The following is a 14344-nucleotide window of genomic DNA, read 5'->3' as shown; positions in this document are numbered from 1 at the left end:
GAAAAAATAGGACTATCCTAAATTGATAATTGTTATCGTTTAATATGGAGATTCAAAAAATGAAACATAAATTTTCCTTTATGCTATGTCCTCTCACCTTGCTTATTCATCAAAGTATCTATGCTTCCCCACAAATAAATCAGCTTGATACGATCTCTGTTTTGGGTACTTCTGAAAGTAAGGCCCAAGCAGGTAAAGATAAAATGTTTTCAGAAAACCAAGTAACCGAATATAAAAGTAAGAAAGAAATTGAAACTTACAAAGGACATTCTGTAGCGGATTTATTGACAGGTACAACGGGCGTATATAGTGGTGATGCACGCAATAGCGGTGCATTGGATCCTAATATTCGTGGTGTTCAGGGGCAAGGTCGAATTCCTGTTTTAGTTGATGGCACAGAACAAGCAATCACTGTTTGGCGTGGTTTTGCGGGGGTGAGCAACCGTAACTATCTTGATCCATTTTTAATTAGCGGTGTTACTGTTGAAAAAGGCCCAAATTTGAACCGCACTTTAGATAGTGGCGCAGCAGGAACAATTCGTCTTACCACATTAGAACCTGATGACATTATTAAAAAAGGTGAAAAATTTGGTATCGAATTTAAAGCTGAAACAGCTAATAATTCTATTAAGCAACGTGGTTATCCTATTCCTATTGGTCAAGATTTCCGTAAACTTAATCAGCCTGAAGATATGGGCTTAGGTCCTATTTCAGCTTATTTTAGAACATCCGATCGTTATCCTGCTCGTTCTCATGGTAGAAATAAATTCTTTAATGACAATGCCTATCGCTTAGCCATCGCAACAAAAGATGAGCATTTTGAAGGCTTAGTTGCTTATGCTTATCGCAATAAAGGAAATTATTTTGCGGGTTCAAAAGGTGGACATAATTATGGTGAAGGAAAAACTTTGGATGAATATGCAAATCGAGAAAACTTCGATCCGAATTATTATTCCACCGATGATCCTTACATTCCTTGGATTGCCATTGTTTATCATCCGAAAAAAGAAGTTCCTAACACATCTTTTGAATCCGAATCTTATTTAGGCAAAGCGACCATTAAGTTTAACGATCACACCAAATTAAAATTTGGCTTACGCCATAGCGATATGCATTATGGTGAAATTATGCCTTCTCGCTTATGGCAAACCAGCTATCAACAAGGCACAGTTCTACAATGGCCGCTTGCCAATGTAAAACAAACCGCAGTGAATACAGATTTTGAATATAACCCTGAAAATAATAAATGGGTGAATTTGCGCCTTGGAGCCTATGCAGTATTTAATCATGCCAAAACCAATACTTCAGGTGGAAGCCCTTCCGATATTATTTTTGATGATATGGGATTTAATTCGGTAGGAACTGATCTTGTTGCACCTGAAATTAAGCAACCAGGGGAAGAAGGTTATGAACAATATTTAATAGATAAAGCCGAATATATAAAACAAATACGTAAAAAATGGAAAGAATACGCTAATTCCAATGATAAAACACCAAATATTAAGGGGGTTTTTGATACCAAAGAAGCACAAGCACAATGGTCGAAAGATAATCACTATGGCGTTTATGCTAGCAACCGTTTTGAAGTTACTCCAAAATTAAATTTTGATGTAATGAGTAATTACAAATGGGAGAATCTAAATTCTGAAAATGAATTTACCAAAAATACTCCACTTGCAAACGAAGTATGTGGTGGTTGGGTTGGTGGCGGTAAACCAGACAGTAACATTTATTGTCCAGGCTGGGATTACCATATGAGTGGCGAACGTCACGGAAAACGCAAAGAATTAAATGTAGGTTTTAATTTCCAATATAGCCCAGTGGATTGGTTGGTTTTAGATGCTGGTGCAAAATATACGCACTATAAATCACGTGATGATGGGTTGAGAAAGCAAATTCAGGATAAGCAAAGGGAAGAGGTGTTGTATCCAGCGGCTATTCGCTTTGATTATAGAGAGCTGCCAAATATTACTGAGGACATGATAAAAAAATATAATAACTATAAGAACTTTGGTATTAAAGAAGCAGAGTTCAAAAATGAATTCTCAAAAAATAATCCAGAACCCAAAAGAAGTAACTATAATACAGAAGAAGAGTGGCTTAAGGATAGAAGAATATGGAGTACAAATAGAAGGGGATATGTTAATTCAAAATTAATAGAAAGCAACTTATCTAAACCTACAGATGAAGACTCTAACATAGCTGAAATTTTAGAAGAAAGAAACGGATTAAGTGGAGAGGAAAAAACAATTTATTGGGAAAGAGATCAATATGGAAACTTTAATTTAGATAATTCGCCTATTAACAAGTATTTTACAGATGATAAATTGAAAGAAGAGCAATTTAATCCAGCAACTAACCAAACTGAAAAAACAATTCAGTATATTAGTGCCAATTTTTCCCAATTAGAAAAACGCAACCCAACGGAAGAACAATGGGAAAAAATGAAAAAAGCAAAACGAACAGCCCACGCTTGGGCTCCAGCTTTTGGGGCAACAGTACTTGTTACTGACAATATTCGTATTTATGCGAGATATACAGAAACAAAACGTATGCCAAGTATTTTTGAAGATACTATTGGTTATTCCATTACTGAACTTCATCCATTCTATGATCGAAAACCTGAACATAGCAAAAATATTGAGATCGGTTATGTGCAAGATTTACGAGGTTTATTACCCAATGCACGCCGTGCTGATATTCGTCTAAATTATTTCCATAATTTAACAAAAAATGTATTTGATCGTGATGTGAATTATGAAATGAAACAGTTTGATAAACGAATGTTATCTGGCTTAGAGTTTCAAACTCGATATGATCAAGGTAATTTCTTTGCTGATTTAGGTATCGTTTATAACCTTAAAAATAAATTCTGCGATAAAAATTCAGCAGTACTTGATCGAGGTATTTGGGATTATGTTAGAAATGTAAAAAAACCAAGAGCTCTTCCAGAATGCGTAAATGGTGGCAATGCTGAAGGCTATTTAAAACATACGATAGCACCAAAATATTCCATCACGGCTAACCTTGGCATCCGTGCTTTAGATGAGCGCTTAGAATTAGGTACTCGCTGGCTTTATCATTCTCAAGTAAAAGACAGCCGTGCAAAATCATTAAGAGATGCGGGCTTCTTAGGAAGCACTGAAACCAACCGCTGGAATCCAGTATTAGTTGTTGATGCTTATGCTTCCTATAAAGTAAATGAAAATCTTCAATTAGAATTGGTGGGAACAAATATTACTGATCGTTATTATCTTGATCCACTCACACGTTCTAGTATGCCTGCACCAGGAAGAACGATCAAATTAGGTTTCACTGCAAAATTTTAAATGAAAATAATTATCATATTTGTTTTTGTGATATGATGATTTTGGCTCAAGACGATTAATGTTTTGATTTTATAAACCTTCTATAATAAGGAAATTATTATGAAAAAACTAAGTAAAATTGCAGTAGCAGTAATGGCTTGTGGTGTTGTTGGTTTTACACAAGCACAAGTTGTCGGTGGCGTATCAACAGATACAAAACAAACTAAATATATTATTGTTAAAGCAGGTTTAAAGGATGGAAAAGCTGGCATTGAAGTTCATGATAGAAACTTACCAGATTATAGTCCCACAACTGAAAAAGCATTAAGTAAAACAGCAAATAATAAAGGTCAATCAATGGCTTTAATGGCTGAGCGTGCAGACAAATGGATTTCGCGTATTACAGGCGTTGCTAAAAAAGATTCCAATGGCGTAGTTGTTGCTAAAATGCAAAATATGCCTAAATTGACTTTAATTATGCCAGATCATACTGGATTAGGAAGATTGTCCTTTAAGCAAGTTGGCAATATGGATACCTACTATGGTGAATGGGAAAATGTAGCAGGAAGCAACACAAAAGAAAAAAATGTTAGTGTTTATTACGTAGGTTCAAACCCAACTACAAAATTGCCTAGTGGAAAAGTGACTTATAATGTTCAAGGTATCAATAAATACACTGATTTCAATAAAGAATTGATGAAAGGTAGATTTGATGTCGATTTTGATGATGGCTCTATAGAAGGTCATTTAAGTAAAACTAATTTTACCATCCATGTTGAAAGCCAAATCAATAAATCTAAAGCCACTTTTGAGGGTGAAGCTACAGCAGAAGGTATCACTGGTAAATCAGAAGGTCGTTTCTATGGTGCGAAAGCAGAAGGCTTAGCAGGTATGGCAACATTTGCTTCAAAACCTGAATACAACACAGCCTTTGGCGGTACTAAAAATTAAGTTTAATAAACAAAAGGCTTGCGAAAGCAAGCCTTATTGTAAACAGGATGTTTTATGTCGAAATTCCCTTTTATCTTTCTTTTTATTCCTTTTTTGGTACTTGCCGAAAATCAAGAAAAAGATTTCCGCTTACAGCAACAATCTCAATTAAATCAACAACGACAAGAACAACAATTTATTCAACAAGATAAATTCTTTACTACATTAACAATAAACAACCAAGAATTTGAGGTGAGTGATAATATAGAAGAAATAATGACCGCTCTTTTTCTCGCAATTAATTACAAACAAACGAATGATATTCAACATTTATTGATCCGTTATAAACAATTTCCGCAAGCAGAACAAGGAATGATTTTATTTGCAGAAGCGAATATTGCATTTAATCAAGGAAATACCAAAAAAGCCATTCAACTTTACGAGCAACTAGTTCAACAAGAACCCGATTTCACACGCGGAAAATTAGATTTAGCTAAACTCTATTTTCTAAACTGGCAAAACAATCAATCTAAAATTCTTTTTAATCAGATAGAATTGCCGCAACAACCAAATGTAATGGCACGTGTAAACCAATATTTATCACAACTTGATTATCGCCAATCGTGGCAAGGTTCCTTTTCTTTTGGCACAATTTATAATTCTAATTTAAATCAATCTGGAAATGAAACTAGTAAAGAAATTGTCGAAAATCCTTATCTTGGTACATTAGAATTTACACGAACTAGACCAACTATTCAAAAAAGCACAGGATTTAGTTATGAAGCTGTATTAAATAAATATACTGAAATATTAAATAATCAAGGTATTATTTTTAAAGGATTAGCTTATGGTGAGTTTTACCCTAAAAAATCAGAATTTACGGAACATAATATTTCACTTGGATTAGGATACCGTTTTAAAGATCAAAAAAATCAATTAGATCTTTATCCTTTAATTGAAAAAACAAGATCCTATCATCATTGGTATAGCGAGAGAAAAGGGTTTAATATTTCTTATTCAAAGATTTTTAATCCGAATTTATACTTTTCTTTGCAAACAGAATATAAATGGGAAAAATATCAAGATCGTAATTTATCTTATCAAGATGGAAAAATTCTCTCTTTCTTTTCTACTTTAGTTTATAGCTTACCAAATGATTGGATTTTATTTGGTGGATTGGATTATGCGAAAAAGTTTTCAACAGAATCAAAAATTGATCAATATGCTAGAAAGGGGATAAGAATAGGTATTAATAAAAGTTTTGAAAGCGGAATTGATATTACTGCGCAAGGTATTTTTAGAAAAATAGATTATCAAGATTATAATGCACTTTTAGGAAAAACAAGAAAAGACAATGAACAAAAATATTTGTTTACCTTTGCTATTCCTAAATTCAAATTTTACGATATTGTGCCTAGTATCAATTTTATTCATACAAATCATCAGAGTAACGTAGAAATGTTATATCGCTATAAACAGAATGAAGCGGTATTGAAATTTGAAAAAACCTTTTAAAAATAAACCGCACTTTGAGAGGTATTTAACTCTAAGTGCGGTTTATTTTCTTTCAATTTTAGTATTATAACTTCACTACTTTCGCTTGTTTAATCATATTATCGCCCACTTCAAGGATGGTAATTTGCAGGCCATCAATTTCGCAAACCGTGCCTTCATCGGGAATTTCTTCTAAGTGTTCGAGGATTAAACCATTAAACGTGCGGGCATCTTCTGTATCTAATTCCCAGCTAAACATTTTGTTGAGATCGCGTAGGTTGGCCGAGCCATCAATAATCATGGAACCATCAGATTGTTGCGTTACTTCCTCGTCAATGCTTGGCGCGGTGGAAGTGGTAAAATCACCCACGATTTCTTCCAAAATATCTTCCAATGTCACAAGCCCTTTAATATCACCGTATTCATCCACCACTAAGCCAATGCGTTCTTTATTTGCACGGAAATTCGCAAGTTGCGTTTTTAATGGCGTGCTTTCAGGAATGAAATACACTTCATCAGCGGCACGAATTAAGGTTTCTTTGGTAAATTCATTTTTTTCAAGCAGTAAGCGGAATGCTTCACGCACGCGCAAAATGCCAAGCACTTGTTCATCAAGGCTGCCTTTGTAAAGCACCACGCGGTTATGTGCTGCGTGATTGAGCTGGCGCATAATAGCTTTCCAGTCATCATCAATATCAATGCCGCCAATTTCGTTACGCGGAACCATAATGTCATCAACGGTGACGGTTTCCATATCTAAAATAGAAAGCAACATTTGTGGATGTTGTTCATCAGGCGTCGCTTCGCCCGCTTCTGATACGATACTACGAAGTTCCTCACGACTAATTACTTGTTTTTGCATATCGGGTTTTAATCCCACCAAATGCATTAATGATTTGGTAAAAATATTCATCAGCCAAACGAGAGGATAGAAGATTTTAAGTAATACCGTCAAAATATGGCTGGACACAAAACCGACTTTTTCCGCGTGCATCGCTGCTACCGTTTTAGGGAAAATTTCAGAAAATACAAGCATCACGAAAGTGAGTAAACCCGTTGCAATAGCCACACCTGCATCACCGTATAAACGCATACCAATCATGGTCGCAATCGCTGATGCACTGATATTCACAAGGTTATTAAAAATAAGAATAAAGCTTAACAAGGTATCTGGCTTTTCGAGCAGTTTTTCTGCTTTTTGTGCGCCTTTATTGCCTTGTTCGGATAGAAAACGAAGACGATATTTATTGAGAGAGAGTAGTCCGGTTTCAGATCCGGAAAAATAGGCAGATAAAACTAAACAGATAATGAGAATAATAAATAAAGTACTAAGGGGAATACTGTCCAAGGGAAAATCCTTTTGTTTGTTAATCAACAAAAAGTGCGGTCATTTTTCACCGCAGTTTTTACCTGTTATTTGATTTTGCTAAATCAAATGGCTACTCAAATAGCCAAGAGTGGGCAGAATGATACCCGAAATTGGCTAAATAATCATTCTTTTTCCTTATCTCCTATGCTTTCTTCATGAAATCGCCTACTCAAAAAGCCATTTTCATTTGAAATGATGAAAAACGCCTAAATTTCGGTATAATCAGCGCAATTTTTTAAGAAAAACGGGATTGTTAGCCATGTTTGAGAATTTATCGGATCGCCTTTCCAAAACCTTACGTAATATCACCGGAAAAGGCCGTTTAACGGAAGATAATATTAAAGAAACCTTGCGCGAAGTGCGTATGGCATTACTTGAAGCAGATGTTGCTTTACCTGTGGTGCGTGAATTTATTGCAAAAGTAAAAGAAAGCGCGCTTGGGGAAGAAGTCAATAAAAGTTTAACGCCAGGGCAAGAGTTCTTAAAAATCGTTCAGCGTGAGCTTGAAAAAGCCATGGGCGAAGCGAATGAGAGTTTAAATCTTGCAACCCAACCACCAGCAGTTATCTTAATGGCGGGGTTACAAGGTGCGGGTAAAACCACCAGCGTGGGTAAATTGGCAAAATTCTTGCGTGAACGCCATAAAAAGAAAGTGTTAGTGGTTTCTTCCGACGTATATCGCCCAGCTGCGATTAAGCAACTTGAAACCTTGGCTCAATCCGTTGGCGTGGATTTTTTCCCATCGGATGTTAAACAAAATCCAGTTGATATTGCTAAGGCGGCGCTTGCGGATGCAAAACTGAAATTCTACGATGTGTTGATTGTGGATACGGCAGGTCGCCTACACGTTGATACAGAAATGATGGACGAAATCAAGCAAGTCCATGCAGTGTTAAATCCAATCGAAACCCTTTTCACTGTTGATGCGATGACTGGTCAAGATGCCGCCAATACGGCAAAAGCCTTTAATGAAGCATTGCCGCTTACAGGTGTTATTTTGACGAAAGTGGACGGTGATGCGCGTGGTGGTGCAGCGTTATCAATTCGTCAAATCACAGGTAAACCAATTAAATTCTTGGGTGTGGGCGAGAAAACAGAAGCGCTTGAGCCGTTCCATCCTGATCGTGTTGCTTCCCGTATTTTGGGCATGGGCGATGTGCTTTCCCTTATCGAAGATCTTGAACGTTCTGTTGATCGTGAAAAAGCAGAAAAAATGGCGCAGAAATTCAAGAAAGGCGATGATTTCACTTTAGATGATTTCCGCGAGCAGCTTATCGAGATGAAAAAAATGGGTGGCATGATGTCTATGCTTGAGAAATTACCCGGTGCAAAAAATTTGCCTGATCATGTTAAAAATCAAGTAGATGACAAAATGTTTGTCAAAATGGAGGCAATCATTAACTCCATGACCCTAAAAGAACGTGCCAATCCAGATATTATCAAAGGATCTCGCCGCCGTCGTATTGCATTAGGCTCTGGCACTCAAGTGCAAGATGTCAATAAATTACTTAAACAATTCGACGAAATGCAACGCATGATGAAGAAAATGCGTAAAGGCGGTATGGCTAAAATGATGCGTGGAATGCAAGGCTTAATGGGCGGAGGCTTAGGCGGTCTTGGTGGTTTAGGCGGAATGTTTAAACGATAATTTCAGAAGATAAAAGTGCGGTAAAAAAAAGACATATTTTTACCGCACTTTTGTATTTTACGCTGGATTATCTATATCTTTAAATTCTACATCAAAGCTATATTCTTTTGCCAACCATTCGCCTAATGCCTTGATGCCATATCGTTCTGTTGCGTGATGACCTGCAGAGAAGAAATGTAATCCTTGCTCACGAGCAGAATGAATCGTTTGTTCTGACACTTCACCAGTAATAAATGCATCGCAGCCTTGTTCTGCAGCAAGATCAATATAACCTTGTCCGCCACCAGTGCAGATACCAATTTTTCGGATTAAGTGCGGTCCGTTTTCAATGCAAATTAACGGTTTTCGATTTAACACTTTTTCTATTTTTTCTGCAAAGTCTTTACCTGTCATCGGTTCTTTTAATTCGCCCCAAACAGGAATACTCACAGCGCCTTTTTCTAATGGTTGTAAATTTTCAATGTTGAGCAGTTTGGCTAATTGCGCATTGTTGCCTAATTCTGGATGCACATCTAATGGTAAATGATAGCCATATAAATTAATATCGTTCACTAAAAGCGCTTTAATTCGCTTGCCTTTCATTCCTCGAATACAAGGGTTTTCACTTTTCCAAAAATAGCCGTGATGAACCAAAATCGCATCAGCATTTTGGCTGATTGCGTAGTCGATTAAAGCCTGGCTCGCCGTTACACCAGTAATGATTTTTTTGATTTCTGTTTTACCTTCGACTTGTAAGCCGTTGGGCGCATAGTCATTGATTTTATCGGAAGAAAGTTTTTGATTAATGAGTTGTTCAAGTTCGAGATTATTCATAATGGATCGTTGATTGGAAACAGGTGAGATATGGTACAAAATTCCAAAAAAAATGGCTAGTGCGAAGGAGTGGGGGAATGCACTAGCCAAGTTTCATTACTATTAAATTACTATCTAGTATCTAAAACAGAATTCATTATATATATAAATTTATAGCGATCAAGAAAAAAATAAGAAATTTTTTATTTTATTTAAAGTGCGGTTTAAATTTCTTACGTTTTTTAATAGTTCAATAAGTCAAATTTATCAGCAAAGAAGGGAAGTTTGGCTTTGGTGAGGGGGTTAATGATGGCAAGGAAAGCAAAATATTTTGTTGGGATGTGGAGCCGTTGTGTTACAATTCGTAGGTTTTTTAATTTAGCAAAAAGGTTTACTTATGAAAAAATGGTTGTTGATTATCGCAGGCGCGTTGATTATTTCAGCTTGCGCAAATAAAGATGTGTATTTTAACGGCGCAGAAGGTTCTCATTCAGGTGTTAAATTTGATAAAAACACACGTCATTGGGGAATGAACCCATAAAGTGCGGTAGGTTTTAGCCCTATTTTCATTCATAAAAAATAAGCGCTGGTTTGCCTGCGCTTATTTTTATTTTTATTTGTATTTATTATTTATATTGAACCGCAATATCGCTTTCTCTGACGCTATCACCATAAACTGGCAATAATGTTTTTTCATAGGCTTGTTTTAATACGCCTTCTTTAGAAAGTTTAACAATTTCAGTATTTAACCAATTGAGTAAATCTGGCGCATCTTTGCGTACTGCAGGGGCAATAACATCTTGATCGCCAAAACTTTTTACGCCTACTGTGTAGCCTGGGTTTTGTTTTGCCCAAGCAAATAAGAAGGTGTTGTCATTAGAAAGTGCATCACCACGTCCGTCACGTAATGCTTCAAAGGTTTCGGTATTTTGTTCAAATTTAAGTAATTTGATGTTGGGATAATTTTGGGTAAAGAAAATATCAGCGGTAGTCCCTTTATCCACAATCAGGGTTTTATCTTTTAATTGTTCAAGGTTTGTGATGACTTCACCATTTTTAGACACCACACCAAGTGCAACTTTCATATAAGGGTTTGCAAAATCGACCACTTCTTTACGTGCTGCAGTGACAGTAAAATTCGCTAGAATAATATCTACTTTCTTGGAAAGTAAATATTCAGCGCGGTTTGCTGCATCTACAAGTACAAATTCCACTTTATTTTCATCGCCTAATAGATCCTTCGTAATCGCTTTACCGATTTCTACATCAAACCCTTGGCTTTTTCCTTGGGCATCCACATAGCCAAATGGCGGTTTATCACTGAATACGCCAATGCGTACTTTGCCTGCTTGTTTGATTTGTTCAATTGCAGAAGCTTGTTTCGTTTCTTTGACCTGTTCTTTATCGTTACAGGCCGATAATCCAAAAGCAAGTGCTGCCGTGGCAAAAAGTGCGGTTAATTTTTTAAATGTTTTCTTCATAGTTTGTCCCTCTTGGTTCATAGTTTAAGATGTTTAAGAATGTTTTCGCCCGATCCGTGGTCGGATTCGTAAAGAAATCTTCAGGCTTGGCTTGTTCGATAATTTGACCTTTATCCATAAATACAATGCGATGTGCGACTTGACGTGCAAAATTCATTTCATGTGTCACAATCAACATTGTCATGCCATCTTTGGCTAGACCTAAAATAACATCGAGTACTTCGCGTACCATTTCCGGATCCAATGCAGCGGTCACTTCATCAAATAGAATAATTTCAGGATTCATACATAGGGTACGCACAATGGCTATGCGTTGCTTTTGACCACCTGAAAGCTCGCGTGGATAGGCATTTTTACGCTCATATAATCCCACTCGTTTGAGTAATTCATCTGCTTGTTTTTCTGCTTCAGCACGATCGCGTTTTTGTACTTTTAATGGTCCAAGTAGAATGTTGTCGATCACCGATAAATGAGCAAATAATTCATAACTTTGAAACACCATACCAATACGTTGGCGCGCTTTTACCCAACTGATGTCTTTGCCAAGTAGTCCTGCATTTTGCAGTAATAATTGACCGCTCTTTATTGGTTCTAAGCCATTTAGTGTGCGTAAAAAAGTGCTTTTCCCACAGCCAGATGGCCCTAAAATTACGACAACTTCCCCTTTTTCAACAGAAAGACTTATTCCTTTTAATGCTTCTACATCGCCATAATTTTTAACAAGATTTTTGATTTCTAATAATGCCATTTTGGTTCCTTAATTTTCCCAACGCGCTTCTAAATAACGAGAAAATAATGAAAGTGGATAACAAATTACAAAATATAAACAGAAAATTACACCGTATATCCAAAGAGCAGCAGATTGATTAGTGAAAAGAGAATGTTCAATAATTTGTTGGCCAACTTTGATAACTTCAACCACACCAATTAACATGGCAAGTGAACTGGTTTTTATCATACGTGTGAATAAGTTAATTATACTTGGTGTCACTCGTTTTAGGCTTTGAGGAAGTAAAATATAAATGAAAGTTTGCAAGGGCGTTAAGCCTAGGGCGTAAGCCGATTCAATTTGGTGCTTTTCAATGGAGGTGAGCGCACCACGCACGAGATCCCCCATTTCTGCAGTTCCCCAAAAAATAAAGACAAGAATACAGACGGTGACACTATCTAAATGGATATCAAACCATTTTGCTAATCCAAAATAGGCAAGAAACAACAACACTAATAATGGAATAAGGCGTACAAATTCAAGATAAATGCCTGTAATTGCTTTGATAATATTATTTTTACTTGTCATCAGTATGCCTAAAATAATCCCTAAGAAGCAAGCAAAAAATACTGAAATAAATGCAATTTCAGCGGTAATCCAAAGCCCATGGAGTAAGCGGTTTAATTGGTTACCTTGGAATAATAATTCAAGCCCCATATTTTGCTCTCCGAGTACGTTTTTCTAAATAGCGAATCAAAATTGACATCGGTAATAAAATAATTAGATAAAATACAACCAATAAAAATAAGGACTCATTTGTTTTGTAATCCATACCAATGATTTCTTTTGCAATAAACATTAATTCTGCGACAGCAACTGCGCTAATAACGGAGGTTTCTTTCATTAAAAATAAACAGTTTGCTCCAATAGCTGGCATAGAAATAGCAAAGGCTTGAGGTAAAATCACATATCGGAAAGCTTGAAAAGGTGTTAAACCGATGCTAAGTGCAGATTCTATTTGCCCTTTTGATACTGCTTCTAATCCCCCGCGAATGGCCTCAGCCATATAGCTCCCACCTAAAAAAGCTAATCCAATCACACCACAAGTGAATCCATCTAATTTAATGCCAACTTTAGATAAGCCGAAATAAAGGAAAAACACTTGAATTAAAAGTGGGGTATTACGAGAAAGTTCAATGTAGCTTTTAACTAGCCAGCTTAATGATTTCACTTGGTAAGTAGTTATCACTGCACAAATAGTGCCGATAATCAGCGAAAGTAAGATTCCCCAAAAGGAGAGAGCAAGTGTCATTAATGTTGCATCTACAAATCGCGGAAAAACGTTAATGATATAATCCCAGTTCATTTTCTTTTTATGAAAGCATTGTTTGTAAAAAGATAATAAAAGAGATTTTTTATGTTGAGAAAGAATTGAAATGAATGATTTATAGCGAAATGGAATAAGATGAGATAAAGAAAATGCGGTGAAAAGTCACCGCACTTATTTATTATTCTACTTTCACAATCCAGCCTTCAGGCGCTTCGACATCACCGAACTGGATGCCTGTGAGCTCTTCATAAAGGCGACGTGTTATTGGGCCAACTTCAGTTTCAGAATAGAACACATGGAATTTACCTTTATGTTGGATTCCGCCAACAGGTGAAATGACCGCTGCAGTACCACAGGCACCCGCTTCAGCAAATTGATCTAGCTGATCGATATAAACATCGCCTTCAATTGCTTCCATACCTAAACGCTCTTTTGCGATATGTAAAAGAGAGTATTTGGTGATACTTGGTAAAATAGATTCTGATTTTGGTGTGATGAATTTATTGTCTTTTGTGATACCAAAGAAGTTTGCAGCACCGACTTCTTCAATTTTAGTGTGAGTTTTTGGATCTAAATAAATAGCATCAGCAAATTTACGTTCTGGCGTACCTTGTTCTGCTGCCAATACATGTGGCAGAAGGCTTGCAGCGTAGTTACCACCCACTTTTACACCACCAGTTCCCATTGGTGCAGCGCGATCGTATTCTGTGGTAATAAAGTTAGATGGTGTTAAACCACCTTTGAAATAGGCTCCCACTGGGCAGCAGAATACAGAGAAAATAAATTCTGGCGCAGCTTTCACACCGATGTTTTCACCCACGCCAATTAAGAATGGGCGTAAGTATAGGGTTGCGCCAGAGCCGTAAGGACCGACCCATTCTTCGTTTGCTTTCACCACTTCTTTACATGCACGGATAAATAATTCAGTGGGCACTTGTGGCATGAGTAAACGATCAGAAGTATGCTGCATGCGTTTTGCATTTTCTTGTGGACGGAATAAGTTGATTGAGCCGTCTTTGCAACGATAAGCTTTTAAGCCCTCAAAGCATTGTTGACCATAGTGAAGTGCGGTAGAACCTTCGTGAATATGTAAGGTATTGTCTGTGGTGAGTTTGCCTTCGTCCCATTTGCCATCTTTCCAGTGAGCGATGAAACGGTAATCTGTTTTGATATAACTAAAACCAAGGTTATTCCAGTCTAAGTCTTTCATTTTGCTTCCTTAATATTATTTTTTTGAATGAAATGCCGTTTAATCTACACCATTCCAGAAGTGATTTAAATAA

12 protein-coding genes are annotated in these 14344 nt (G+C 36.6%); 5 read left to right on the top strand and 7 right to left on the bottom strand.

The features are described from left to right. Nucleotides 1-59 precede the first annotated feature (59 nt). From DV427_RS00325 to DV427_RS00315, 3 genes are all read left to right on the top strand, one after another. On the top strand, nt 60-3329 hold the full coding sequence (locus DV427_RS00325) for a TonB-dependent receptor domain-containing protein (protein WP_240317972.1): 3270 nt from the start codon (nt 60-62) through the stop codon (nt 3327-3329). Between the two features lie 99 nt (nt 3330-3428). Then, on the top strand, nt 3429-4259 hold the full coding sequence (locus DV427_RS00320) for a Slam-dependent surface lipoprotein (protein WP_046938903.1): 831 nt from the start codon (nt 3429-3431) through the stop codon (nt 4257-4259). Between the two features lie 54 nt (nt 4260-4313). Next, nucleotides 4314-5753 (top strand): porin family protein, encoded by a 1440-nt coding sequence (locus DV427_RS00315; RefSeq protein WP_114890904.1) that lies wholly within the window; start codon nt 4314-4316, stop codon nt 5751-5753. A gap of 64 nt (nt 5754-5817) precedes the next feature. Here the strand turns inward: DV427_RS00315 and DV427_RS00310 are convergent, their stop codons facing one another. Continuing rightward, entirely contained in the window at nt 5818-7080 is a 1263-nt protein-coding gene (locus DV427_RS00310; RefSeq protein WP_114890903.1) for an HlyC/CorC family transporter, read from the bottom strand. Between the two features lie 280 nt (nt 7081-7360). Here DV427_RS00310 and ffh point away from each other — a divergent pair, with 280 nt between their 5' ends. Continuing rightward, nucleotides 7361-8749 carry a signal recognition particle protein gene (ffh, locus tag DV427_RS00305; RefSeq protein WP_114890902.1) on the top strand — a complete coding sequence of 463 codons (1389 nt, stop codon included), beginning with the start codon at nt 7361-7363 and terminating at the stop codon, nt 8747-8749. A gap of 57 nt (nt 8750-8806) precedes the next feature. On the opposite strand, the gene DV427_RS00300 is transcribed toward ffh, so the two are convergent. Then, on the bottom strand, nt 8807-9562 hold the full coding sequence (locus DV427_RS00300; RefSeq protein WP_114890901.1) for a Nif3-like dinuclear metal center hexameric protein: 756 nt from the start codon (nt 9560-9562) through the stop codon (nt 8807-8809). Between the two features lie 376 nt (nt 9563-9938). Here DV427_RS00300 and DV427_RS09460 point away from each other — a divergent pair, with 376 nt between their 5' ends. After that, a complete protein-coding gene (locus tag DV427_RS09460; protein ID WP_114890900.1) occupies nt 9939-10082 on the top strand; it encodes a hypothetical protein in 144 nt (47 codons plus the stop codon). A gap of 85 nt (nt 10083-10167) precedes the next feature. Here DV427_RS09460 and DV427_RS00290 read toward each other — a convergent pair whose 3' ends face one another. From DV427_RS00290 to DV427_RS00270, 5 genes are all read right to left on the bottom strand, one after another. After that, entirely contained in the window at nt 10168-11022 is an 855-nt protein-coding gene (locus DV427_RS00290; protein ID WP_114890899.1) for a cysteine ABC transporter substrate-binding protein, read from the bottom strand. Next, on the bottom strand, nt 11006-11770 hold the full coding sequence (locus DV427_RS00285; RefSeq protein ID WP_065265258.1) for an amino acid ABC transporter ATP-binding protein: 765 nt from the start codon (nt 11768-11770) through the stop codon (nt 11006-11008). Before DV427_RS00285 ends, DV427_RS00290 begins: the two co-directional genes overlap by 17 nt. Before the next feature lie 9 nt (nt 11771-11779). Next, the gene (locus DV427_RS00280) at nt 11780-12448 is read right to left on the bottom strand and encodes an amino acid ABC transporter permease (protein WP_114890898.1); all 669 of its coding nucleotides are present in this window, start codon (nt 12446-12448) and stop codon (nt 11780-11782) included. After that, on the bottom strand, nt 12438-13097 hold the full coding sequence (locus tag DV427_RS00275; protein ID WP_114890897.1) for an amino acid ABC transporter permease: 660 nt from the start codon (nt 13095-13097) through the stop codon (nt 12438-12440). Before DV427_RS00275 ends, DV427_RS00280 begins: the two co-directional genes overlap by 11 nt. Nucleotides 13098-13239: 142 nt before the next feature. Then, nucleotides 13240-14271: a branched-chain amino acid aminotransferase gene (locus DV427_RS00270; RefSeq protein ID WP_005638711.1), complete on the bottom strand. Its 1032-nt coding sequence runs from the start codon at nt 14269-14271 to the stop codon at nt 13240-13242. Nucleotides 14272-14344: the final 73 nt, after the last annotated feature.

Origin of the sequence: Haemophilus haemolyticus, from assembly GCF_003351405.1 — a bacterium.
Lineage (GTDB): Bacteria > Pseudomonadota > Gammaproteobacteria > Enterobacterales > Pasteurellaceae > Haemophilus > Haemophilus haemolyticus_N.
This window is presented reverse-complemented; position numbering and strand designations above follow the sequence as displayed.